Here is a 24,864-nt window from a genome sequence, read left to right as displayed (position 1 = left end):
GACGGCGTGGTCTGCCGCGTCGAAGGCGCAGTGTTGCCAGGTGACGTAGCCACGCTCGGGATGCTGGTTAGCTGCTCCGGCAGGCATCAACCGCCTCCTCTGAGTGGTCGAAGTTGATGAAATTAGTCAATGCCGCGCGACGCCGAAAGGCCAGAGCAGGGATGACGGACTTTTGCGGCAGAGAAGCCGCATCGGGACGTCTGAGCTGCGAAGGGGCCTGATATCTTGTTTGCAGGCGAGGACGGGGGCGGCGAGCTGTGGCGATGACAAGACGACGCGAGAAGCTGGTTTCAGCGCGTCGCGCAGCGGGGTTCACGCAGGAGAGCTTCGCGGCGGCGCTTAGCGTCGATCGGTCCACCGTTGGGCGGTGGGAGTGCTGGGAGAACGAGCCGCTGCCGTACCTGTGGCCGAGGATGGCGAAGCTGTTGGAAGTCTCACCGGCCGAGCTGCGCGCGTTCATCAGTCTGCGGGACGAGAAGCCTGCGGCGCCGGAGCTCGACCCAGCGTTCGCCTGGCTCGATCGGCGCGCCGGATGGGAGGCGGGAACTGCCCGGCGGCGTGCTGCGGCGGCTGCGCTCGCGCCGGGCCGACGAGTTGGCAGGAGCGAGGCTGTCGGCAAGCTCGTCAGGTACTACGGCAGCCCGCCCGCAGAACACCGGTACTACGGCGCGAACCTCGGTGATGTTGACGTCGCCACCAGCATTCTCTGTCGCAGCAGCTGGTTAGAGGGCGCGTTTCCGCTGACGGCTGAGCACGATCGGCTCAGGCTTCGGCTCCAGGGCACCGAGTCCGCGCGGCCATTTGACGAGAACGCCGCGATTGAGCGGCTCGCCGCTGTGGCGGCCGGACAGGTTCGGATCACCGACGTGCCGTTGTACCGGCTGGTCGACTTCGAGTTCGGCGCCGACAGTGTGCGCGGGGCCGTGAGGACCGCGTCGTTCGTGGAATACGCTCTGGGCGTTGACCGGCTCGAAGGCGAGCTGAGCGAGAACCGCGCCGGTGGCGCGATGCCACTCCGGGACACCTACCTGCCGGATCTGTCGCACGTGCTCGACGTCGACGGGAGGTTCTGCGCCGGCGGCGTGCTCGCGTTGACGGCGATAGCGAGGCCCGCCGATCCGTTCCGCGGCGGCCGGGACTACGTGCTGCTCGTGCAGGAGCGATCGAGCCGAGTGGTCAACGGCGCCGGACGCCTCGCGGTGATCCCGAAGGCGTTCCACCGCCCGTTGGCGGATCACCGGGCGGACGCGCGGATTGGTGCAACCTTGCGGCGCGAGCTGGAAGAGGAACTGTTCGGGCGCGCCGACGTCGACAACACGGCCGGTCCGCAGCTTGTCGCGGACCCCATGCATCCGACCCGGTTGTCGGAGCCGATGCGGTGGCTCACGGAGGCGCCAGGCCGGCTGCGGATGGAGTGCACGGGCTTTGGGTTCAACCTGGTCAGCGGGAACTACGAGTTCGCGAGCCTGGTCGTGATCGAGGACGAAGAGTTCTGGCCGAGGTTCGGCGGGGCCGTCGAGGCGAACTGGGAGGCTGCCGGGCTCCGGCTCTACTCCACGCTCGACGATGAGCTGATCAGCGAACTCATCACCGATGAATTGTGGAGCAACGAAGGACTCTTCGCATTTCTCCAGGGGATCCGACGACTGCGGGAAATCGGCGGCAAAAGAGTGGCGCTCCCAACGGTCGAATTACACAGCTGACGGCCAGCGAACTGTCAGCACAACGGAATCCGCCAAGGCTTCCCAAGAATGGTCGACGCCGGCGCCCCACATTACGTAGTCGCCCTGGCGCGTCATGGTCTTGGTGCCTCCGGTGACGTCCACGCGGAACTCACCCGAGACGAGCATCACCAGCGTGGTGCGCTGGTCATCGGCAGTCCACTCCGGACGCTTGTCGCCCGCGGGATGGTTGGCCCATTTGACTTCTACGTCATTCGACGCGCGGACACCCTGCGACGGGTCGATGAAGTGGCCGACCAGCCAGCCGCGGGTGTCGGCCGCGTCTTCGTTGGCGTTGCCGGCGGTCCAACCGTCGCTCACTGACTGATCTCCCATTCGATCTCGGGCAGTTTCACGCGCTCTCCGCCGATTTGCGCGAGGCGTCGGAGTCCTTGCGTCATGGCGAACAGTCCTTCGTTGCTCCACGCTACATCACTCAGTAACTCTGTGACGAGTTCGGTATCGGTAGTCGAATACTGGCGGAGAGTGGCGGATTCCCAGTTTGCTTCGACGACTCCGCCGTAGCGTTCCCAGAATTCTTCGTCGTCGATGACGATCAGGCTGGCGAATTCGTAGTTGCCGCTGACGAGGTTCAGGCCGAAGCCGGTGCATTCCATCCGGAGGCGGTGGGGCTCAGCCATGAGCCAGCGCATCGGTTCGGTGAGCCTGGTCGGGTGGAGCGGGTCTGCGGCGAGCTGCTCGGTCAGGGTGTTGTCGATGTCCGGGCGCCCGAACAGCTCCTCCTCCATCTCGCGGCGGAGGGTCATTCCTATCTGCGCGTCTCGGCGGACGTCGGTAAGCGGCTGGTGGAAGCCCTTCGGGATCACGGCGAGGCGCCGGGCGGCGTTGAGGACGTTGCCGGAGCGCTCCTGGACGAGCAGCAGGTAGTCAGCCTCGCCGCGGTAAGGGTCGGCGGGGCGAGCGATGGCGGTAAGTGCGAGGACTCCGCCGGCGGCGAGACGGCTGCTGGTGTCCAGCGCTGACCGTAGGTCTGGTAAGTAGCGATCCCGCAGCGGCATGGTGGTCGAGCTGGCGGCGACGGCGTCGACGAGTTCACCTTCGAGAAGGTCGACGGTCAGAGCGTAGTGGACGAATTGGGCCATACCGAACGTCCCGCCGAGGTGGTGTTCACGGATGTCCGTGTCCCGGAGGCGGTAGATGGGGCTGTCGGTCAACCGGGTGTTCATGGCCAGGGTCTCGGCGAGTCGCTGAACGGCGCGGCCGGCCGCGTGCTCGTCCAGCGCCAGGTCCGCTTCGGGCTGAGCCTTCGGGACGCGGAAGGCGTCGTGCGGCGGGCGCAATTCGCAGTCAAGATCTAGCCAGTCCGCGCAGGTCAGGACGCTGGTGTTCACGGCGAGGTCGCCGCACCGGGCGGTGAACAGGCCGTGGTCGGCGAGCCGGCTGCCGTAGTAGGTGGCGAGCGCGTCGGCGGTGTCGCGCTGGCTGACCCATCCGCGGCGGGTTCCGCGGTCGTGGAGGTCTTGCACGTCCAGGCTCGCCAGCCGCTCGGCGACGGCAGTGCGCGCGGTGCCGGGTGTCCAGCCGGCGTGCTTGTCGAGCCATTCGAGCGCAGCGCCGATGTGGGGGTCGGCGGCGAGTCGTTCATCAGTCGGACTCGGCTCCGAGGTCGCAGCTCCGACGTGTTCGGCAAACCGGGCGCGCTCCGCGGGCGTGGCCTGCTCTAACGCGGTGTCGAGGAGCTGTTGCATCTCCGACTTGGGCCGCAAGTCGGGCTTTTGATGCCACCCGGCCACGGTGCGCGCGGCGATGCCGAGACGCTCGGCGAAGCGCTCGTTGCTCAGCCGCATAGCCGCTTGCAAGGCGGACGCAGTCCGGCCGGTCCATTGGTCAGCCGATTTCACTGGTCAGCGGCTCCCTAATCGCTGTGCGCGCCAAATGTGCAGTGGATGTGCAGTGGTCCTGCACTGGTCATGCATGGGACGGAAAGCCGTTTCGGACTTGAATTTCAGGTATGGAAATCACCTGGTTCACCAGCCCGAATCACCCGCCGCTAGCGCTTCGGTTGAACGTGCTTGACCACGGTCGACAGGCTCGACTGGACGTCCTCCAGCCGCTCCGTGATCTCGGCGAGTCGCTGTTCGAGCGCGTCGAGTCGGGACCAGAGCTCGCCGCCGTCGTCGGCCGGCTCGTCCGGGTGCGGCGGGGTGCGGTTTTGCAGTACCGCCAGCAGATGTTGCGGGTGCCACTCCAGTGTGGTGGACAGTGCTTCGAGCGTGCGCGCGCTCCGTCTGCGCTCCACCGTGTGGTGTTGCAGCTCGCGCACGATCGCCTGCGACACGTGCGACCGCTCGGCCAGCTCGCGTTGCCGCCAGCCGAGTTCGTTCACGCGCATGTTGATCGCCTTCGCGACCGCAGCCCAGTCCTCCGTCACGTATTCCTCCGCGCTCCGCCTCAGCGCCGAGATTAGCGGTTCTTCGCGCTTTCACCGCGCCGCGTAGCGACCTCGCTGCGGCGCGTCGGACAAACACGTCCGACCTAGAGCTGAAATTAACAACATAGTCTTGAAATTATCAGATTGGTCTTTCTCATGAACTCGCAAATCACCTTTCATTCCCTCGGCGAAACGGCCTGGATCCTCGGCGTCTCCCGTGGCGCCGTGAGCCAGGCGATCCGGACACGGGAGCTCCGCGCGACTCGCCGCCGCAACGGGCTTCGCGTCCCTTCGAACGAGCTGGTCCGACTGCTGGGCGCTCGCCAGGGCGGAGGTGCCCGATGAGCACCGATGACCTCCGACTGATCGGGATCGCCTGGCGGTTGGACCGGCTGCGCTGGGTGCCGACGGATGTTCTGCACAAGATCGTGACCAGCGACGGAGCTTGCATGTGGCCGCCGCCGGACGACAGTCCACCCGACGCTCGCAGTGATCAGGAGCTCGCCGAAACGCTGTGTGGCGGTTGCCTCGTGCGTGATGAGTGCCTGGAGCTGGAGTTGCGGACTGGCGGCGGCGAGACCATCGGCGTTTGGGGCGGCATGACCGACGATGACCGGCGGGCGCTGCACCCCCACTGGCTTCGCCGCGGTGAGCGGATCGATCGAGGTGAGCGATGACCGGACTGACCGTGACGCCCACGCAGATCCTCGCCGGCGTCGGTGTCCTCCTCGTGTTGTTCTGGGTCTGGCGGGCAGGTTCCCGTCGGGCGAAGGCTGCGGCAAGAACTGCCCGAAATCGGCCACGACTGGTGTCGCTGGCCGGACCGGTGCTGGTCAACGCAGGACTCATCGTCGCTGTCCAATGGACGGTGATCACCCATGCGGGCGCCGGGTGGTTGCTGCTCGCCGTACTCGGGTTGCCTGCGTTGTTCGCGGCCCACTCACTGACCCGCACCCTGATGGTGGCCACCGTCGACACGTCGAAACGGGGTGGTCGGCGATGACGCGTGCTCAACGGCTTGCCCGGGACGCGGCGGAAGCGGCGGAGGTACGGGCGTACCAGACGGACCCGGACGGTGGTGGCATTGCGGATCGAGCGCGTGCGTCAGCAGGTCGACCGGATGTGCTGGTCGGGCATTGTGCTCGGCCTGGCATTCACGATGACCAACGTGCAGGGGTTCGCGTCGGCAGGGACGCAGCCGTTGTCGCTGCCGTGGCTCGCGGCGTGGGTGCTGGACCCGACGGTGTCGCTCGTGCTGCTGGCGATCCTGCGAGCCGAGCAAGTGACCGCGCGGTACCAGGTGCCGACCGGACCGTGGGTACGGCGGGCGAAGTGGTTCACGCTTGCAGCCACCTACGTGATGAACACCTGGACGTCCTTCGCAGCCGGATAGCCCGCGGCGATCGTGCTGCACTCCGTCCCGCCGCCCGTCGTATTCGTCGCAGTCGAGGCGATCACCGATCTTCGGGACAAGCTTACCGACGCGGTGCTTGTCGCTGCTGAACGTCAAGCCGTTCACGAAGGCGAGCCCGTGAACTCGGGGCGCAGGGTGCTGTTCGCGGACTACCTTGTGATTGCGCGGGAGAGCTGGACGCCGGACGTCGAGATCACGCCGGCATGGGTGCGGCGGGCAACCGGATGCTCGCGAGGGTTGTCACCGCGATTGGCCCGGGCGTTGCGTGCGGAGGTGGCCGATGGCTGACTCGCTGCCGATCAAGGCGGAGCGCACGTCGGACCCCGCCACCGGAGAGGCCGAGCACGTCGGACCCGTGCTGGAAGGCGAGCTGATCGACGACTCCCTTCCGCAGCCTCGACGCCGGAAGTTGCGACGCGGGCTCGCTCGGTGGCGGAAGCGCGCACCGAGGGCCGAGCCGGTTACTCGAGCACGGTCGGTGGTCTTGTACCGGGTGCGGAAAGCCGCGCAGGATGTTGCACGGCTGGTGTGGTTCGTGCTGCGCGGCAACTGGCGGTGGCTGGTCAAGTTCTGGACCTGGGCGACCTACGCCGACCTGCGCGCGGATGCACGGCGCGCCCCATCACCGGTGACATCGAAGCACGACGCACCGCGCAGGAGCTGATCCGGTCGGACGCTACGGCGAGGTGGGCGAAAGCTGGGATTGTCTTGCGCAGGCTCGCGATCACCGCGCGAACCGTCGCTCCCGTCGTGGCCATTCTGTGGACGGTTGACGAGTTCATGAACCGTGAGGACATGTGGCCGTGGCTCGCGGAGTTCTATGCCGAACTGGAGGTGCTGGTCGGGTGTGGCCCGGGTCGCGCCCCTGGCGCTGTGCGTCGTTCCGGCGGTGTGGGCACTGGCGGCGACTTTCGAGGGCCGCGACCGTGATCCCGGCGCCACCTGGCTGGTCCACCCGGAACGGCAGGACGCCGCCTCGTGGGTCGACGAGCGGATGGTCTCCAAGGCGTTGGCACACCTGAGGATCAGCGCGCTCACCCGATTCTTCAAAGAAGGTGGCGAACTCGCCTACATCGTCGCCGCGCGAAAGGATGGCGACGGCACCTACGTCCAGGTTCGGCTCCCCCTCGGGGTCACCGCGGACATGGTGACCGCACAACGTCCCAAGCTGGCCGCCAACCTGGGGCGGGCAACGCTGGAGACCTGGCCCACCACGGGCGAAGAGGATGGCATCCTGGACCTGTGGATCGCTGACAAGGGAGCGCTCAACGGCGGCGCGGGCGTCTGGCCCCTAATGCTCGCGGGGCGGGTTGACCTGTTCGACGGCGTCCCCTTTGGACTGACCCAGCGCGGCCGGATCATCAACACGCCGCTGATCGGCGTCAACTGGCTGATCGGCCGCCGGCCGGGGCAGGGCAAGTCGTCCGCGCTGCGAACGTTGTTGCTGGGCGCGGCACTCGACCCCACCGCTGAGCTGTGGGCGTTCATCATGGGCGAGTCGCCCGACTTCGCGCCGTTCACGCCCCGGCTGTCCCGCTACCGCATGGGCCTGGACGACGCGGTCGCCGAGGCCACTCTGCGGGCGCTGACCGCCCTGCTGACCGAGATGGAGCGCCGGGGAAAGGTCCTTGGCCGGCGGCCCGGCAGCCCGCCCAAGGTGTCGCGGAAGCTCGCCGATGACCGTAGCCTCGGGCTGCACCCCCTGATCTGCGCGATCGACGAATGCCACGAGCTGTTCCAGCATCCACAATACGGCACGGCAGCCGCGGAGACGGCGGTGAAGCTGATCAAGCGGGGGCGCAAGTACGGCATCGTTGTGCTGCTGGCCACACAGTTCCCTACCAGGGACAGCATCCCTCGGGAGATCACCCGGAACGTCTCGTGCAGCGTCGCGTTCTCCGTCGCCGACCAGATCGCGAACGACGGGTTGCTCGGTTCCGGGAAGTACCGGACCGGCGTCCGGGCGACGGAACTGCGCCCGAACGTCGACCGCGGAACCTGCGTCGCCGTCGGTGTCACGGATGCCGCGTTCGAGCTGATCCGCACCTTCTACGTACCGTTCGAAGATGGGATCGACCAGGTATCACCGGTCGTCACGCGCGCGGTGGAGGCGGTAGCCGATGACGGCAGAGAGATCGCCGCTGCCGAGCCTGAAGCAGCTTCGATCGACCACCTCGCCGACGTCGCCCAAGTCCTGCGTGGCGAGCCGCGGATGCGTACGCAGGAGGTGCTCTCGCGGCTCGCCGACCACAACCCCGCCGAATACGACGGTTGGACACCCAGCCGGCTCGCCGGCGCCCTGGCCGAGCACGGCGTCCGCCCCGCCAAGTCGCACGGGTTGATGGTCATCCGCAGCGACGACGTCGCTCAGGCGCTCGCCGCCCGCGACTCTGAGTAACAGGGGAGACGGGGAACTTTCTGGTGGAGGCAGGCGGCTGCCGGGGAGGTCTCGGCAGCTGATATTCCCCCACTTGACCTGCTGAAACGTTGCGATGGGGAAGGACGGTAAAGGATCGCGCGTGCAGCTAGAAGGGCTCCAACGAGTCGACGCGACCTTGGCTGACCCTTCCCCTTTCCCGGCAACTTCGGCTACTCCCGGTTACTGGACACCTAGACGCCCACACCGGGATCGCATCGCTCCGGGCGGCAAGGTGACCTCGCCCGGGAGCCTTCGCCGGGAAGTCTCAAACCGAACGCGCCTTCAGGAACACCCCATAGCCGAGTAGATCGTCTTCGATACCCGCCCCGAACGTCAGTCTCACCCGGCGTGCGAGCCAGCTGAGCCGCCCACAGGCTCTCTAAAAGGTGCCCTGACCAGGCAATACGCTCAACAGTCACCATCATGGGCAAAACACATGATCATCCCATCCGTTCCATTGGCATCACGTGACACCCCCCTGAAAACAGCCCTCCAGGGGTCGTATACTCTCTTCATCAGCAAGTCCGAGTGGCGGAATGGCAGACGCGCTAGCTTGAGGTGCTAGTGCCCTTAATGGGCGTGGGGGTTCAAGTCCCCCCTCGGACACAGTCTTACCCCACGGATCGCGGAACGTGATCTTGGTGGTTTTGCGTGGTGTGTGGCTCAGGTCGAGTTGATCGTTTCGAGTCGCCAGCCGGTGTCGTCGCAGATGATGAACGTTCCTGATTTGCGTAGCGCTGTCGCGATGCGGCTGGGTTGTGTTCGGTCTGGGCTGGGTTCGGTGTGGCCGTTGGTGGTTTGGTCTCCGAGTCGGATGCTGATCTGGTCGATGAGATGGTCTTCTCGGATGTACAAGGTCTTGGGCCGAGTCTGGTTTGGGCCTTGGGTGCTGGTGTGGCCGTGGCGGCATCGGTAGGTGGGGCGTCCGTGGTTCCAGTGGGAGTCCAGCCGTCGGTGGCAGGTGCCGCGGTGGATGAGGCCGGCGAGGGCGAACTGGTGGGTCCGGCCGTCGTTGGATGGTCGTGCCGCCCGGATCTGCTGGGCAGCGACGACGTCGTGCTCGGTGACGAGGGCTGGGCGGGCGAGCTTGACCGACAGTGCGGGTGTTGACGTCGGATCGGTCGTCCGTGTCGCGCGGCGGTTCCAGGTTTGGCGTCCGGTGTAGCGGGGGTTGGCGAGGATCACGGCAACGGTGCGCAGCGTCCAAGGTGCCGCAGGTTCGGTGCGGGTTGCGGTCGGGGTCGGCGCTTGAGGGGCAGGGGATGCCTCGTTCGTTGAGTGACCGGGCGATGCTGGCAACGCTGTGTCCGGCGAGGCGTTGTTGGAACATCCAGCTCACGTGGGGTGCGGTGTGGGGGTTGGGGGCGAGGCGTTGGAGGCGTCGGCCCCAGCGGGCGTCGCCGGGGTTGGGGTGGGGTCCGGCATCGACGAGTTGGTAGCCGTATGGGGGTCGTCCGCCGAGGTAGCGGCCTTGCTGGGTGGCCTGGTTGTGCATGGCGGCCAGGACCCGGTGTCGGGCGCGGAGGACTTCGCGTTGCGACTGGGTGGCCAGTAGCGCGAGGAGCGCGCGGTGATCACGATTGTCGAGATCGACTGGCCCGTCTGTTTCGGGTAGCCACAGTTGGATGCGGCGACGGGTGCACCAGGCGTAGATCGTGGAGAACTGGTTTCCGGTGAAGGCGCGTTCGTATTCGCCGATCACGATCGCGTCGACCGCGGGGTCCGGGTCGGTGATCGTGGCCATGAGCTGGGTGGCTTGGGGTCGTTGTGGCCAGGGGTGCGGCGGGAGGTGCCGGCGTCGAAGTAGTCCGCGATGATCTGGCCGTGGCCGGTGATGAGGTGGTCGGCCATGTCGCGTTGCCAGCCGTGGGAGGACACGCGGTCTTGGTGGCGCAGGGTGGAGGTGCGGCCGTAGAAGGCGAACCGCAACCCGCCGGCGGGCTGTGTCGGGGGAGAGGGCTGGGCAGGTCTGCCGGTTGTCATCCACTGCGCGAGGACGTCCTCCGTCTCTGTCGAGGAGGGTGCTGACCCAGAGAGCGGCCGGGGAGGGATCACGATGAACCGATGCGCCGGTTCCGGGTTCATGACGGTGAGCCTGGCAACGTTCGCCCGAACAGCGCAGTGCAGACGTCGACGGGCAGGGCGTATAACGCCGTAGTCATAGCCGCGTGTGGCTCTGAACTCGAAGCCTTCGACCTCATGTCACCGAGATTCGACCAGGCTTCCGACCCCGCGATCGTGAGCGCCATGTTGGCTAGCAGTGCGGCTGGTGGCGGTTGGGTCCACGTTGGCGCTCTCCGGCGTCGTTGGTTAATTGCTGCTGCTCCGGGGGGCTGATCGAGGATAGTGATAGCTCGGAGGCCCGGTATGGGCGGCGTGTGACGGAGGCGGTTGCCCAGATCGGCCGGACCGTTTCGGTGAGGGACTGGGTCATCGCCGTTGCGCACTTGCCAAGGGTGGCGCTACCGCTTCGTCGCGGCGGACTGCTGCAGGCGTCGGCTCTGGTCCTAAGAGATCGAAGGGTTTGGCGGAGTTTGTCTTATTTGCGTCTTTATCACTTTCGGTGTGTGTTGTGTTGCACAGTCAAGATCTGTTGAATACGCCGGTTGGTCTATTTCCGTGGGTAATGCTGTTTGGCAAAGTGATCTCGGGTTCGTCGGGGGCCCAGCAGGTTGGCTGGTGCTCTTGGCGAGGGGAATTTCGTGCGTTCTGTTGGTGTGCGCTGGCGCGCTGTTGTCGTGACGGCTGCGGTCGTGTTGAGCTCTGTGGCTTTGGTACAGCCGGTTCTCGCGGCTTCAACCGCGAACGTCCCCGATTCCGCGCCGGATGAAGCGACGGCGACGGTGTACGCCCGGGCGGGTGACAAGCAGGTCGAGGTCTCGTCCGAGACCACGGAGACATCCAAGACGGTCGCGAACCCCGACGGTTCGTGGACGTTGACTGAGTACACGAACCCCGTGCGGGTCAAGCAGGGTGCAAGCTGGACGCCGATCGACACGACGCTCGAGCGAAGACCCGACGGTTCGATCGGTCCGAAGGCCGTCGCGGTGGACGTCAGCCTCAACCCGGGCGGAGCTGGTTCCGCGGCGAAACCCATTGTCCAGGCGGGGGAAGACGGCACCGCGGTCGGTCTGAAATGGACCAGTGACCTGCCGGAGCCGACTCTGTCCGGGGACACTGTTACTTACTCCGAGGTTCTTCCGGGAGTCGACCTGACGGTCAAGGCGGCGACCGAGGGGTACACCGAGAATCTCGTCATCAAGACTCCCGAGGCGGCGCAGAATCCCCAGCTGCGGGACGTGCCGTTCGGGTTGTACACCCAGAACGCCACCGTTTCCGTGGCCGAAGGCGATGGGCGAGGTACTCCGGCTCAGGCAGCGCCCACGGACGGTCTCGAGGTCAAGAACTCCAGTGGCGATGTCGTTTTCGCGGGTGATGCGTCGAGGATGTGGGACTCGTCGGGTGAAGGTTCCCCGGCTGAGCAGCAACTCGGCGAAGGCGGCGGCCGACGTGAAGCGGTGATGGACTTTACGCTCACTGCGGACAAGGTGACGATCAGTCCGGACGAAGCGTTCCTAGCCGACCCGAAGACGAAGTACCCGGTGTCGCTGGACCCGGACAACTGGTGCACGTCCTGTGGTATCCAGTCGCACGTCGTGGTGCAGTCAGGGTTCCCGAACGCGCACAACTGGAACGCGTCCACAGGGGACCTGTCGAACTTGAAGGCCGGGTACGAGGATTACGACAGTGCGGGGAAATCCCGGTCGTACATCCAGATGAACACTTCCCGCCTGGGCGGCACGGTGATCAAGTCCGCGACCCTGAACACCACGATTCAACACAGCTACAGCTGTACTCCTGCGCCGACCGGCTTGTGGATTTCGAACCCCGCCAACAGTGGCACGACGTGGAACCAGCAGCCGAGCTGGCCGTACTGGGTGTCGGACATGAACGTGGCGAACTGCCACGACGCGCCGAACGTCGCCGGCGAGTTCGACGCGCTGCGGGCGGCGCAGGACGCGGCAGCGAACCACTGGCAGAGCGCGTGGTTCGTCCTTGCGGCCCATGACGAGGGCACCACCGACGCGTGGCGCCGATTCGATTTGAACCCGTATTTCCAGGTGGACTACGACTCCTACCCGAACTCGCCGACGAACCTGTCGATGCAGAGCGGCACGGGGAAGTGCGTCCAGGGCGTGAACCGGCCGTGGGTGGCCACGAAGACGCCGCAGCTGGCCGGGTCGGTGTCCGACCCCGACGGTGGTACGCTGCTGGCCGGGTTCAAGGTGGGCGCCGGTACTGCGGGCAGCAGCACCAACGTCCACGACAACAGCGCCACGCCCGTGACGGTCGGTACGCCGGGCCCGAACCAGGCGGCGACCGCGCAGTTGGCGGCCGTCCCGGCCGGGTGGATCACGGCAGACGGCGTGTACAACTGGTCGATGCAGGTCAGCGACGGCCAGCTGTCGTCGCCCTGGGTGGGCAATTGCGAGTTCACTGTCGACTCGGCGGTGCCGCAGGCCCCGTCGGTGAGCATGACCGGCACGGCGCCCGAGCATCAGAACGACAGCGTGCATTTCGGTGTGTCGGTGGGCATGGCCACAGCAGGGTTCTATGACATCGCCCGTTTCATCTACACCACCGATGGTTCCGAGCCGCAGCCGCAGGGCTCGCCCAGCGTCACCGCGACCCAAAGCACGGATGTGAGCGGCAATCTGGTCGCCACGGCTGACCTGTCTGCGTTGGCGATCAACGGCAACCAGAACTTGATCAAGGTCAAGGCGGTGAACAAGGCCGGGACGCCAGGCCCGGACGCCACCTGCGTGACCAGCGGCAACCTCGACGCTGCGACCTGTTCCTTCCATGTGCAGCCTTACTCCCCGGCTGTCGGTCTGGTGGGGGCGTGGCCGCTGGATGAGATGGGTGGTCGGGTTCTGGCCGACACCGCGAACACCACGCCGAACAACGACGGCCTGGCCGTGCACACCGCGAGCCTGATCGCGGGTGGTGGCTGGGTCGCTGGCTACGACCACGGCAACGCCTGGACCCACCCCGACGCCAGTGGCTACAGCGAAGGCACCAAGGGCGCGCTGACCCTGGACGGCTCGAGTGGCTATGTCACCACCAGCGGTCCGGTGCTGGACACGACGACGTCGTTCAGTGTGGGCGCGTGGGTGAAACTGGCCAATACCAACGGTTTCCAGACTGTGATCTCTCAGGACGGGAGCCAGGGCAGCGGGTTCTATCTGCAGTACTCGAAGGACGACAACGCGTGGGCGTTCAGCATGCTGTCTGCCGACCAGGCCAACGCCGGCGTGGTCCGAGCGAAGTCGACGAAGCCCCCGGTGCTCGGGGTCTGGACTCATGTGGCCGGCACGTACGACGCTTCGACGGGGACGATGACGCTCTACGTCGATGGCGTCAAGCAGGCCACCAATGTCATCACGAGTTGGGCCGCCACCGGGAACCTGGTGATCGGCGCGGGCAAGCACAACGGGGCCCGGACCGACTTCCTCGCCGGTCAGGTGGACGACGTGCAGTCGTGGCAACGGGTGCTGTCCGCGCAGGACGCACACGATCTGGCCAACGCCGCGGTGCCGCTCGCGAAATACGGTCTCGCGGAAGGTTGCACCGATTTCCTCAAGACGACTGTCCCGTCGCTGCAGAGCAGCTGGGCTCTCGATGACGGAACGGGCAGCACGGCCAACGACACCTCCACGTTCGGCAACACCATGACCCTCAACGGGGGTTATGGCTGGACGACTGGTCAGGCTGCGGGCGCTGTCCACTTCGATGGCTCCACCGGCGACGGCACCGCGGCACCGGCGGTGGACACGGCGCGGTCGTTCACCGTGTCCGCGTGGGCCAAGCTGGACGACCCGAACGGCTATTACACGCTGTTCACCCAGGGTGGTGAGCACACGGCGGCGTACCAGCTGCGGTACTCGCCCGACGTCAACCGGTGGGTCTTCGGGATGACTACGGCCGATGACGACACCGTCGACAACTACCACTGGGCACTGGGCAGCGAGGCGCCGCAGGCCGGAGTATGGACCATGTTGACCGGTGTCTTCGACCAGGCGTCGATGCGCGTCCGGTTGTACGTCAACGGGAAGCTCGAGGGGCAGAACACGGTTCCCACCGTGTGGAGCGCCGAGGGTGCATTCACGGTCGGATCGAACATCGGCGTCGGAAACTTCTTCAAGGGATCGGTCGATCAGGTTCAGGTGTGGGGCCAAGTCCTGACCGATGACCAGGTCGCTGGCTTGTACGGCGATCGGTATTTCGACACGGTCAGCAAAGCGACCGGGGCCGGTTCCGGCGGAGTCAGCCTGGCTTCGAACGACAACGCGTGTGCCGCGCGGTTCGACGGGTCCGGGACAGGACAGATCGATGCGGGCCGGCCGGCAAACCTGCGCACGGAAAAGTCCTACACCGTCGAAGCGTGGGCATACCACTCCTGGACTGCCGATGACGTCGCCGCGCACGGCGCGATCGACCCGAACGGGCGAGCCGTGGTGGGGATGGATGATCCGCAATTCTCCGCCGAGCTGCTCGGGTATCACCCTTTGCCGGATGCGAACGGTGTCGCACATCCCAAGTGGACAATGCTCATCAGCTCATCGCCGACCGACCCCGGAGCGTGGTGGGCGGTCAGTGACGCCGACGCGGTCGACAACAAGTGGGTGCATCTGTCGGCCACCTACGACGCGTCGACCGGCACGATGGCGTTTTATGTCAACGGGGTGAAGCAGAACACCTATCTGGGTACGAGCGGTGGCCAGGGTGTCGCCAGCCGGGCCAGCACCGGTGACCTGTTCATCGGACGTGGTGTGTGGAACGGCCAACGCTCCGACCAGTGGTATGGCGGTGTGGCCGGGGTGCGGGTGTACCAGGGGCTTCGCACGGTCGAGGATATCCGCGACGATGCCAAAACGGACGACCCCGGCGTGACGTTCGGTCGCCGGAACATCTAGCCGAGCAGTGGCCTTCCTCCTCTTCATGTTCCACCTGTGCAGACAAGGGTGATGACCATCATGACCGTCTCGAGACGGAGCTTTCGGATCAAGAGATGGGTGCGCACGACGGCGGTCGCCGTCGCGGCGATCATGCTGGCGTCGAGCCAGGACGCGGTCGCGTCGCCGACCGGCTGGCACGGGTTGGGATGGGATCTGCCCGCACTGCAGGCCGAGCATTCGGTGGCGGGCAAGGATGTGAAGGCGTTGTCCGGCGGTGCGCCGTCAGCTCCGGCATCGGCGCCCGCTCCGACGGTGCACTGGCCCGCCGCGGGCAAGGTCCAAGTGGATCTGCCGGCCACCGCGCAAGGTGCCGCGTCGCCGAAGCGGGTCGCTGCGGGGAAGCAGGTGTCGGTGACTCGCGGCCACGGCCGTGACAGCCGCACCGGTGCCTACAGCGCGACGGCGGCAACCGCGCCGCAGAAGCACCAGGCAGCCAAGGTCGAGGTCACCACGGTGGATCACGCTGTGGCCGACAAGGCCGGAATCCGGGGCACCCTGGTGCAGGTCGCCCCGGTGTCGGGCGATACGTCCGGACCGGTCGAGGTCGTCATGGACTACCGGTCGTTCGCGGGCGCCTATGGTGCTGACTTCGGTAGCCGGCTGCGGTTCGAACAGTTTCCGGCCTGTGTGGTGAGCTCGCCCGAGAAGCCGGAGTGCCGCACGGGAACACCCGTCGCGTCGGCCAATGACGCCAAGACCGGGCAGCTCGCCGGTGAAGTCACCCTTGCACCGATGTCGTCCGCCACGCCGACGGTGCTCGCGGCCACGCCGGACACCTCCAGCGGCGGCGGGGACTTTAAGGCGACGAAGCTGTCGCCGGCCGGTTCGTGGACCGCCGGCACTTCCTCGGGTGAATTCAACTACTCCTACCCGCTTTCGGCCCCGGCGGGTCTGGGTGCGGCGGCGCCGTCGGTGTCGTTGCAGTACTCCTCCGGCAGCGTGGATGGCTTGACGTCGGCGACGAACAACCAGGCTTCGGAGATCGGTGACGGCTGGTCTCTGGGCGGTGGTGGGTACATCGAGCGGTCGTACAAGTCGTGCGGCGATGATCTGGGTGGCAACAACGGGCAGACCAAGACCGGTGACCTGTGCTGGGCGACCGACAACGCGACGTTGTCGCTGGCGGGCCGGACCACCGAGCTGGTGAAGGACACCGCCACCGGCACGTGGCGCCTGAGGGCCGACGACGGTTCCCGCGTGGAGAAGCTGACCGGGGCGAGCAACGGTGCGCAGGGCGGTGAGCACTGGAAGCTGACCACTGTGGACGGTACCCAGTACTTCTTCGGGCTCAACCACTTGCCGGGCTGGCAGGCCGGCAACCTCGAAACCCAGTCCACGTGGACGGAGCCGGTCTTCGGCAACAACCCTGGTGAACCCTGCAACGCGGCTACGTTCGCCGCGTCGTGGTGTCAGCAGGCGTGGCGCTGGAACCTTGACTACGTGGTCGACCCGCACGGCAACGCCACGACGTTGTACTACCAGCCCGAGACCAACTACTACGGGCTCAACCTGAATACCACCAGCGCCGGCACTGCCTATGTGCGGGGCGGCTACCTGCAGCGCATCGAGTACGGCTTCAACACCCGGGTCGCGGGCGTGTACACGCACGCACCCGACCAGATCGTGTTCGACACGGCCGAACGGTGCGTGCCCGGCGGCGCCATCACCTGTGACCCGGCCCAGCTCACCACCGCCAACGCGGCGTCGTGGCCCGACGTTCCCGCCGACCAGCTCTGCGCACAGGGCGCGGCCTGCCCCAACGTGTCGCCGGCGTTCTTCTCCCGCCGCCGGGTCACCGGGGTCAGCACGCAGGTCACCGACGGCGGCACCGGCTGGAAGACCGTGAGCCAGTGGTCATTGGCGCAGTCGTTCCCCGCGAGCGGCGACGGGTCCAGTCCGGCGATGTGGCTGGATTCGGTTACTCAGACCGGTAAGGCCGGCGGCTCGATCAGCCTGCCGCCGGTGACCTTCCACCCGAAGGCCCTGGCGAACCGCGTCAACCCGAGCACCAACTACACCGCGCTGACCCGCAACCGGATCGACTCCGTCACCAACGAGGAGGGCGGCGTCACCACGGTCAAGTACGCCGACCCGCAGTGCACCCCCGGCATGACCATGCCCGTCCCGGAAACGAACACGCTGGCCTGTTACCCGGTCTACTGGACCCCGGGCGGTGCGACCGATCCGGTGCTGGACTGGTTCAACAAGTACTTGGTCACCGACATCACCGAGGACGGCCGCATCGACGGCAGCAGCGGCGCCGGCTCGGCTCTGTCCCAGCAGACCGTGACCCACTACGACTACCTTGGCGGCGGTGCCTGGCACTACGACGAGAACTACCTCTCCGACCCGAAGTACCGCACCTGGTCGATGTGGCGGGGCTACGGCACGGTGAAGACGACCGTGGGGCAGGCCACCAGCGATCCATCCGGACCCCCGACAGTCACCCAGACGCTGTACCTGCGCGGCATGGACGGGGACACGCTGCCCGGCGGCGGTAAGCGGAGCGCGTCGGTGACCGACAGCATCGGCGAAGTCATCCCGGACAGCACCGCGCTGCCCAGCTTCACCCGCGAGTCCCTGACCTACCTCGGCGGCACGGTCATCGGCGACACGATCAACGACCCGTGGATTTCCGCGCCGAACGCGACCAACACCAACGGCACCCAGGCCTTCTACACGGGTGCCGGCACCACCCGGACCCGCACGTGGATCGCCGCCACCAACAGCTGGCGCACCACCCGCACGATCACCACCTTCGGGAACTACGGACTGGTCAACCAGGTCGAAGACGACGGCGACATCGCCGATCCGAACCAGGCCACCTGCGCTCGCACCACGTACAACTCGAACACCACGGCGTTCCTGATCAACTACGTGAGCCAGGTCCAGACAACGTCCGGCACCTGCGCCACACCCGCGAGCAGCGCCACGATCGTGTCCGACACCCGGACCTACTTCGACCACCAGCCCTTCGGCGCCGCACCCACGGTCGGTGATGTCACCCAGACCGACACGGTCGATTCCTGGCCGGCAGGCGGCGCGGAGCACTTCCTGTCTCCAGCCACCCTCACCAACTTCGACAGCTACGGCCGCGCGGTGTCCGCGACCGACGCCCTGGGCCTGACCACCACCACAGCCTTCACCCCGGCGACCGGCGGCCCCCTCACCCAGGTCGCGACCACCACACCCCAGGTGAGTGGCACCGACACCACCAAGTTCACCTCCACCCGGTACCTGGATCCGATCACCGGGGCCACCACCGGCGAGGTCGACAACAGCGGGCTGCGCACCGACGCGACCTACGACGCGCTGGGCCGGCTGACCGCGCTCTGGCCACCAGGACACAACAAGAGCACCAACGCCCCGGCCAAAACCACCTACACCTACACGGTCAGCAACACCCAGCCCAGCGTCGTCGCCACGAACACGTTGCTGTCCAGCAGCCAGTACGCGACCAGCTACGCGCTGGTCGACGGGCTCGGCCGCACCGTGCAAACCCAGGCGCCGACCTCGTACGCGCAAGGCGGACGGGTCGTCACCGATACCTTCTTCGACTCCCACGGCCGCCCGTGGAAGACGCACGACGCCTACTGGAACGGCGATTCCGGGCCGGGGACGACCCTGCTGGCGGTCGCGGACAACACCGTCCCGAGCACCACGGTGTCCACATTCGACAGTGCCGGACGCGCGACCGCGTCGGCATATCAGCTGTACGGCACGGAACAGTGGCGGTCCACCACCGCCTACGACGGTGACCGCACCACCACCATCCCGCCGCAGGGCGGCACCGTCAGCAGCGTGATCACCAACGGCCTGGGGCAGAAAGTCCAGCTGGCGCAGTACAAGGACCCGGCTCACACCAACCCCGGCGACCCGGCTGACGTCACCAGCTACACCTACACCCCAGACGGCCAGCTCGCCTCGACCACCGACGCCACCGGCCACAACACGTGGACGAGCAGCTACGACCTGCTCGGCCGGAAAGCTTCCGCCTCCGACCCGGACACCGGTGCCAGTTCTTTCACCTACGACAACGACGGCCGGATGCTGTCCAGCACCGATGCCAGCGGCCGCACTCTGGCTTACACCTACGACAACCTCGGCCGCGCAACTGCCGAATACCAAGGCACTGTCAGCGGGACCAATCTGGCGTCGTGGACCTACGACACGGTGCTGAAGAACAAGCTCACCAGCTCCAGCCGATTTGCCGGCGGCAAGACCTACACCAACACCGTCGCCGCTTACGACACGGCGGGCCGGGTCGTCAGCTCCCGGTACACCATCCCGATCACCGAAACCGGGTTCGGTGGTAGCTACTCCTTCTCCTGGCGCTACGACGATCTCAGTGACGTCCTGCGCTCCTTCGGCAGCCCCGCCGCGGGTGGTTTGGCCGACGAGTCCATGCTCACCGGCTACGACGCGCTGGACAGCCCCACCACCTTGGAGGCCGTCGGAGGTGGCGGCACCCAGTTGGTCTCCGAGACCGATTACAACCCGTATGGGCAGGTTCTGCGGACCAACTACCAGGATCCGACTCTGCCCAATCAGATCGCGGTCACGCACACCTACGCCGATGGCACCAACCGGCTGGCCACGACCCTGGCTGAGCGGGCCACGTCGACGAACTTCATGATCGCCAACCGCTTCTACAGCTACGACGCGGCCGGCAACACCACCTCCATCGCCGACACGCCGCAAGACGCGCCGGCTGATACGCAGTGCTTCAGCTACGACTATCTCCAGCGGGTGACGCAGGCCTTCACACCCGCGTCCGGCAACTGCGCCACCACCCCCAGCGTCACCGGCATCGGCGGCGCCGCCCCGTACTGGACGTCGTGGACCTACGACTCGACCGGTAACCGCCTCACCCAAACCCAGCACGGCGCCACCGGCGACACCACCGCGACCTCGACCTACCCCGCCGCCGGGCAGTCGCAGCCGCACGCGATCCAGGCACTGGACACCACCGGCCCGAACGGCAGCACCCACTCCGACTACACCTACGACCCGGCCGGGCGCACCCTCACCCAGGGCACCGGCGACACGCGACAGACCTTCACCTACGACGCCGAAGGCCACATCGCCACCGCCACCGACGCCAGCGGCCACGTCTCCAGCTACACCTACGACGCCGACGGCAACCTCCTGTTCACCAAGGACGCGACCGGCACCACCCTGACGATGAACGACCTGGAGCTGTTTCGCGCGACCGGGACTTCCAGCACGGTCGGGACCCGGTTCTACGCGTTCAACGGCGCGCCCGTAGCCGAGCGCAATTTCAAGACCGGCCTGTCGTGGTCGATGACCGACACTCAGAACACCACCTACGCCACCGTCAATGCCGACACCCTCGCCGTCACCCAACGCCGGCAGGACCCCTACGGCGTGTCCCGTGGCCCGGCCCCGTCCACTTGGCCGGACAAGCACGGCTACCTGGGCGGATACCAGAACACCACCGGTCTGACGCACCTCGGCGCGCGTGAGTACGACCCCTCGACCGGACGTTTCACCACGGTCGACCCGGTGCTCAACACCGATAGCCCGCAGCAGATGAACGGCTACTCCTACGCCAACGACAACCCGGTCGGGTTGACCGACCCCACCGGCCTGTGCCCTTTCCAACCCGACGGCGCCTGCCGCCAACCCAACGGCAAACTCGACGGCGGCGACGCCTGCCGCAACGGCGGCTGGGGTTGCGGCAATGCCAATCCGAACATGTGTGGCTGCTGGACGAGCGGACACACTCCTCCCGGCAACCACGGCACCCCTCCCTCCGGCGGACACCAGCAGGCGGCACAAAAGCCCCGCGGCGCATCAGGCGGTGGATCGCGCGGCGGATCCGACGATGGCGACGGCGGAGGGGGCTTTTTCTCATGGCTCGGCCATGGCCTCGCGAAGGTCGGCGAGGCTCTCTACGAGTACTCCGGTGCGAAAGACGTCGTAGATGGCTGTTTCCGCGACCCTGACGTCCTCGGATGTCTCAAGGGCGCTGCCGAGGTCGGGATCTTTTTCGTGCCCGGTGGTGCCGAGGCCAGAGGTGTCGAACTCGCCGTTGTCGGCGGTGAACACCTCGCCGAGGCCGGGGTCGAGGCCGAAGGCCGAGCCGCCGAGGAAGAGCTTGCGGAATCCTGCGAGGTCCCGGCCAACAGCTTCGCCGGAGACACCCCAGTGCTCATGGCCGACGGGTCGAAGAAGCCGATCGAGGACGTCAAGGTCGGCGACAAGGTCCGCAACGCCCAACCCGACGACAGCACCACCGAGATCCACACCGTCACGGCCCTGCACATCACCGACACCGACCGCGACTTCACCGACGTCACCATCACCACCCCAGCCGGCCCGAAGAAGATCACCTCCACCGCACACCACCTGTGGTACGACGTCACCACCCACACCTGGACCGACGCCACCAACCTCGGCCCCGGCGACCTGCTCGACACACCCGGCGACGACCACGCCACCATCCAAACCCTCCACCGCTACAGCAGCAGCTTCCGCACCTACAACCTCACCATCGACACCACCCACACGTACTATGTACTTGCGGGCACCACACCGGTGCTGGTGCATAACGACGACAGTTTTAGTGGAACAATTTTTAGGGACGGATCATATCGATTTCAAATCTACTCTAATGATCACGGCCCTGCGCATGGCCACCTTATCGGTCCCGGAATCAAGGGGGACGGTATTCAGATTGGACAGAACGGAAAGCCTCTAAACTCCGACCTTGTTCTCACGCGAGAGCAGCAGCAAGTAGTGGATCGAAATATTGGCACCATTCGAAAAGCTGTCGGCAAGAGTATGGAGGCCTATAGGAATAACAATCTGAGAGGATGCCAGTGATTGAGAAGGACTTCGAAGATGACTTGCGTTCTCTTGCATCTGCGACAGGAGTAAGTCAAACTTCTTTTGAAAGCGGGCATTCTCGTTGGGATCTCTATTCTCGGGTGATATCCTCTGGTGGCGCGCTAGAGTCCCTGTTGGCATTGATTAGAAGAGAGCCGGATGAGTCTATTGCAACATCGGTTGTCCTGAAATGCTTGGAGATTGCGCCTGAAGTTAGTCGCGGAGATTTCGTTGATGCTTTGCCGGCGGGTAATAACCATGAGCTCGCCAAGGGGCGTATGAGGGATTTGGCAATACTGGAGAAAATCGTTTCAGGTGAGGATCCTTCGTTTAATAAGGACTTCGAGCCGAAGAATTGGTCTCACTGGCTTCAGTTGCGTGCTGCAAAGGCGACCGCGAGTCGACGCGTGCTCGAATTCTTAAGCTCATCCGGTTCTACGCGACGAATACGACATGAAGCACGAATGAGTCTCAATTCACTTGGCTGCAGTTAATAATGGGCACGTCGACATGGATTGGAGAGGTGGACCGTTTGCCGAGGAGATCGTGATCGACCTGCTCTCCGACGTTGAGGGCCTCGAAAGTCTGCACGCGATCGATCCGGGGACTTTGTTTCCATGCTTTGACTGGGTCGGCAACCTGAACGCGGTGTGGCTCTACGACCTGCGGATACGTTTCCGTCCCTACCGGCGAATCTACGACGACACCGGACCAAGACGAATAGCGATGCCAGATCTATCAGGCGTGCGACGGTGGGGACCACCGCGAGAGCTCTGCGGCGAATTTTGAACCCGTCGTCCGGCAGAGGCAACGGCGCCTGGCTATCCGCTCATCACAATGGCGACTGCCGCCGTTGCCGCCGGCGATGAGGTCGTTGACGAGCGGCATGGTCCAGTCGTCGGGGTCGAAGCGGGCGGTTTCGTCCTGGACGAAGAAGCTGTTGTAGTCGGCGAAGACGTCGAGTTCGGCGTAGGCGATCCGGGTGCCGTCGGCACCGGAATCTGTGCCGGTGGGTGGTTGCTCGGGCATGAGGTGGACCTGGGCTCCGTCGGGTAAGTCGTGGATGGTGGAGGCGAGCGGGCCGCGGATGCGCATGCAGACGTCGGCGTCCTTGGAGACGAGGTTGTCGTCGCCGTAGCCGTCGTCCGTGGTGAACATACGCAGCGGGAGGAGGCGTTGGTCGTGATCGGGCGTGCCGTGGCGGTCTTGCCGCGTCCCCGAAACTGTGGGCGTCGTGGACGTCGGGGTCGGAGCGCAGCCAGGCGGTCGAGTCGTCGAGGCTGGTGGTGATCTCGTCCGTCCCGCGATCCATCTCGTGATCTGTGCGGCCCGGGTCACGTGCTCTTGTGACCAGGTTCGCGGACGATGGCCGGACTCACACGTATCGGCACCGCGTTCAAGTCGTCGGGAAAATCTGGGTCGCCACGCACGTCGGTGAAGTCCGCACTGGCTCCATACAGTGCCTGCTGCAGCTTCGCCCGGCCAAGGTCTGCGTTCTTGAATTTCGCCTGTAGCAGGCGGGCACGCGTGAAGTCGGTTCCCTTCAAGTTGGCATTTGTGAAGTTCGCCATCTCAAGGCCGGCGTCGGTGAAGTCGCTTCGGTCAAGGAGGGCACCGGTGAAGTTGGCCCGCCGGAGGAAAGTGGATCGCAGGTTCGAACTCACGATCACGGCGCCAGTCAGGTTTGCTCCGGTGAGGTCCGCACCGTCCAAATCGATTGCGGCCCAGCGAACGCCTGCCAGGTTGGCGCCGGCCAGGTCGACATGCTGCACGTCCCACAGATTTTCGCTGGCGCCGCCCCGAATGCGGTGCCAGCCGAAGATGCGCTGTGCAGTACGCCGGACCTGTTCTTCCTCACGGTAGCCCCCGTTGTCTTCGAGGGGTTCTCCTGTCACGTCGATCGGTACCTCGAAAGGCATGCGCAGGTAGGCACAGATGACGTTGATGATGGTGGAGCGCTGGCTCGGGTTGTTCTGGCCAAGACGTTCGAGCGCGTAGAGCCCGCCCAGGCGAACTGGGGCTTTGTTCGAGCCGAGTTGCTCGACAGCTTTGGTGTAGAGCTCGGTGATCCGCCGTTCGATCGCGTCGGTGCGGGCGTCCTCGGCGAGCCGTTCCTGGTGGCCCTTTGCGTCTGCGGCGACCTGTTGCTGGTGCTGGAGAGCGCGTTCACGATTGTCCAGTTCAGCTTCGGTGGAGCGTTGCCGACGCCACGAGAGGTACAGGGCGATGACGCCACCGCTGCCGACGCCGATGCTGAGACCGATCTTGAGTCCGTCGAAGCGGGCCGAGACGAGCTCGGATCCGTTGAGGCCCCTGGTGGCCGGCCACCACAGGACCACCACCGCGCCGATCGTGAGGAGCGCGAGGAGGACGGCAGTCCAGGTCATCGCGACGCGACCCAACGGGGCGGCCGGCGTCCGGCGGGCTGGCATGCCGACGGCCTCGGGCGGCCGTTGCTCGTCGTCCACATGGCACGCCGGCGAGGTCGAGGTGACGTGGGCCAACCACGCCGCCGACGAGTCGCGCGACGAGTGCGAGGGCGTCGGCGAAGGTGCACGTTCATGATCCTGAGGCCGAGCGGGGTGCTGCGAGTGCAGCGGGAGCTCACCGTCGCTGTCCAGTGGCGGTGAGCTCCCGGTCCTCGTGGTGGTTCAGACCTTGCCGTGGTGTGGGTGCTCAGCCTGCGGCGTACTCGCGCACGAAGTTGCTGCAGCTGAGTTCGGTGTTGCCCTCGTAGTTGCATGCCTGGACGTCGATCCAGCCGGATTCGGGAATGTCGGCCAGGTTGTGGTCGACGCAGTTTCCGGCCTCGGGTGCGTCGCTGATGTGGCGCAGGGTGTTGGGGGAGGTTGACCGGAAGTAGTAGACCTCCGGGTGGTGGCCGTCGGCGAGGAGGTCGCAGTTGAGCAGATGCTCCCCGGTCGGGTTGAAGCAGGCTCCCGCGCCCCCGTCCGGCGAGACCGGGCCCGCGCAGGCAGCCAGGGCGCTAGCAGCGGGCACCGCCGCCTGGGAGACCTGATCGGACGCCGCGGGCGCGGCGTTCGCGA

At 66.1% G+C, this 24,864-nt stretch carries 16 protein-coding genes, 1 tRNA gene and 1 pseudogene; 10 read left to right on the top strand and 8 right to left on the bottom strand.

The features are described from left to right. Positions 1–263 precede the first annotated feature (263 nt). Positions 264–1,703: a helix-turn-helix transcriptional regulator gene (locus ABZU76_RS49100; RefSeq protein WP_354884635.1), complete on the top strand. Its 1,440-nt coding sequence runs from the start codon at positions 264–266 to the stop codon at positions 1,701–1,703. On the opposite strand, the gene ABZU76_RS49095 is transcribed toward ABZU76_RS49100, so the two are convergent. From ABZU76_RS49095 to ABZU76_RS49085, 3 genes are all read right to left on the bottom strand, one after another. Beyond that, complete coding sequence (locus ABZU76_RS49095) at positions 1,692–2,042, bottom strand: signal peptidase I (RefSeq protein WP_354884632.1); 351 nt, start codon at positions 2,040–2,042, stop codon at positions 1,692–1,694. The genes ABZU76_RS49100 and ABZU76_RS49095 overlap by 12 nt on opposite strands. Continuing rightward, positions 2,039–3,529, bottom strand: coding sequence for a transcriptional regulator (locus ABZU76_RS49090; RefSeq protein ID WP_354884629.1), 1,491 nt, complete (start codon positions 3,527–3,529; stop codon positions 2,039–2,041). Before ABZU76_RS49090 ends, ABZU76_RS49095 begins: the two co-directional genes overlap by 4 nt. A gap of 203 nt (positions 3,530–3,732) precedes the next feature. Beyond that, entirely contained in the window at positions 3,733–4,113 is a 381-nt protein-coding gene (locus ABZU76_RS49085) for an XRE family transcriptional regulator (protein WP_354884626.1), read from the bottom strand. Between the two features lie 341 nt (positions 4,114–4,454). On the opposite strand from ABZU76_RS49085, the gene ABZU76_RS49080 reads away from it, so the two are divergent. From ABZU76_RS49080 to ABZU76_RS49055, 6 genes and pseudogenes are all read left to right on the top strand, one after another. After that, complete coding sequence (locus tag ABZU76_RS49080) at positions 4,455–4,790, top strand: WhiB family transcriptional regulator (RefSeq protein ID WP_354884623.1); 336 nt, start codon at positions 4,455–4,457, stop codon at positions 4,788–4,790. Next, the gene (locus ABZU76_RS49075) at positions 4,787–5,116 is read left to right on the top strand and encodes a hypothetical protein (RefSeq protein WP_354884620.1); all 330 of its coding nucleotides are present in this window, start codon (positions 4,787–4,789) and stop codon (positions 5,114–5,116) included. The genes ABZU76_RS49080 and ABZU76_RS49075 overlap by 4 nt, the downstream gene beginning before the upstream one ends. Then, positions 5,113–5,815, top strand: a pseudogene (locus ABZU76_RS49070) (hypothetical protein). The gene ABZU76_RS49075 and the pseudogene ABZU76_RS49070 overlap by 4 nt, the downstream one beginning before the upstream one ends. After that, positions 5,808–6,191, top strand: a complete 384-nt coding sequence (locus ABZU76_RS49065; protein WP_354884618.1) for a hypothetical protein — start codon at positions 5,808–5,810, stop codon at positions 6,189–6,191. Before ABZU76_RS49070 ends, ABZU76_RS49065 begins: the two are co-directional and overlap by 8 nt. 183 nt (positions 6,192–6,374) lie before the next feature. Then, complete coding sequence (locus ABZU76_RS49060; RefSeq protein ID WP_354884615.1) at positions 6,375–7,925, top strand: hypothetical protein; 1,551 nt, start codon at positions 6,375–6,377, stop codon at positions 7,923–7,925. Between the two features lie 543 nt (positions 7,926–8,468). Then, a tRNA-Leu gene (locus ABZU76_RS49055) sits at positions 8,469–8,552 on the top strand. Between the two features lie 57 nt (positions 8,553–8,609). Here ABZU76_RS49055 and ABZU76_RS49050 read toward each other — a convergent pair. Both ABZU76_RS49050 and ABZU76_RS49045 read right to left on the bottom strand, forming a co-directional pair. After that, a complete protein-coding gene (locus tag ABZU76_RS49050) occupies positions 8,610–9,131 on the bottom strand; it encodes a recombinase (protein ID WP_354884612.1) in 522 nt (173 codons plus the stop codon). Positions 9,132–9,644: 513 nt separating this feature from the next. After that, the gene (locus tag ABZU76_RS49045) at positions 9,645–9,929 is read right to left on the bottom strand and encodes a hypothetical protein (protein ID WP_354884609.1); all 285 of its coding nucleotides are present in this window, start codon (positions 9,927–9,929) and stop codon (positions 9,645–9,647) included. Between the two features lie 719 nt (positions 9,930–10,648). Here ABZU76_RS49045 and ABZU76_RS49040 point away from each other — a divergent pair. The 3 genes from ABZU76_RS49040 to ABZU76_RS49030 all read left to right on the top strand — a co-directional run bounded on the left by ABZU76_RS49040 (position 10,649) and on the right by ABZU76_RS49030 (position 22,311). Continuing rightward, positions 10,649–14,923 (top strand): LamG-like jellyroll fold domain-containing protein, encoded by a 4,275-nt coding sequence (locus ABZU76_RS49040; protein ID WP_354884606.1) that lies wholly within the window; start codon positions 10,649–10,651, stop codon positions 14,921–14,923. Between the two features lie 99 nt (positions 14,924–15,022). After that, positions 15,023–21,814, top strand: a complete 6,792-nt coding sequence (locus ABZU76_RS49035; protein WP_354884603.1) for an RHS repeat-associated core domain-containing protein — start codon at positions 15,023–15,025, stop codon at positions 21,812–21,814. Further along, entirely contained in the window at positions 21,811–22,311 is a 501-nt protein-coding gene (locus ABZU76_RS49030; RefSeq protein WP_354884601.1) for a hypothetical protein, read from the top strand. The genes ABZU76_RS49035 and ABZU76_RS49030 overlap by 4 nt, the downstream gene beginning before the upstream one ends. A 244-nt stretch (positions 22,312–22,555) precedes the next feature. Here the strand turns inward: ABZU76_RS49030 and ABZU76_RS49025 are convergent, their stop codons facing one another. The 3 genes from ABZU76_RS49025 to ABZU76_RS49015 form a co-directional block, all read right to left on the bottom strand. After that, on the bottom strand, positions 22,556–22,975 hold the full coding sequence (locus ABZU76_RS49025) for a hypothetical protein (protein ID WP_354884598.1): 420 nt from the start codon (positions 22,973–22,975) through the stop codon (positions 22,556–22,558). A gap of 176 nt (positions 22,976–23,151) precedes the next feature. Next, entirely contained in the window at positions 23,152–24,285 is a 1,134-nt protein-coding gene (locus ABZU76_RS49020; protein ID WP_354884595.1) for a pentapeptide repeat-containing protein, read from the bottom strand. A gap of 208 nt (positions 24,286–24,493) precedes the next feature. Continuing rightward, a partial coding sequence (locus tag ABZU76_RS49015; RefSeq protein ID WP_354884592.1) for a hypothetical protein occupies positions 24,494–24,864 on the bottom strand: 371 nt, incomplete at its 5' end.

The organism is Amycolatopsis sp. NPDC005232, from assembly GCF_040607795.1.
In the GTDB taxonomy this organism is placed as follows: Bacteria; Actinomycetota; Actinomycetes; order Mycobacteriales; family Pseudonocardiaceae; genus Amycolatopsis.
The sequence above is the reverse complement of the archived record's forward strand: the minus strand, read 5'-3'. Positions and strand labels throughout refer to the sequence as shown.

Coding starts and splice junctions, on each gene's coding strand:
- ABZU76_RS49100 (WP_354884635.1), top strand. CDS start 264: ATGACAAGACGACGCGAGAAGCTGGTTTCAGCGCGTCGCGCAGCGGGG.
- ABZU76_RS49090 (WP_354884629.1), bottom strand. CDS start 3,529: ATGCGGCTGAGCAACGAGCGCTTCGCCGAGCGTCTCGGCATCGCCGCG.
- ABZU76_RS49080 (WP_354884623.1), top strand. CDS start 4,455: ATGAGCACCGATGACCTCCGACTGATCGGGATCGCCTGGCGGTTGGAC.
- ABZU76_RS49075 (WP_354884620.1), top strand. CDS start 4,787: ATGACCGGACTGACCGTGACGCCCACGCAGATCCTCGCCGGCGTCGGT.
- ABZU76_RS49065 (WP_354884618.1), top strand. CDS start 5,808: ATGGCTGACTCGCTGCCGATCAAGGCGGAGCGCACGTCGGACCCCGCC.
- ABZU76_RS49045 (WP_354884609.1), bottom strand. CDS start 9,929: ATGACAACCGGCAGACCTGCCCAGCCCTCTCCCCCGACACAGCCCGCC.
- ABZU76_RS49025 (WP_354884598.1), bottom strand. CDS start 22,975: ATGTTCACCACGGACGACGGCTACGGCGACGACAACCTCGTCTCCAAG.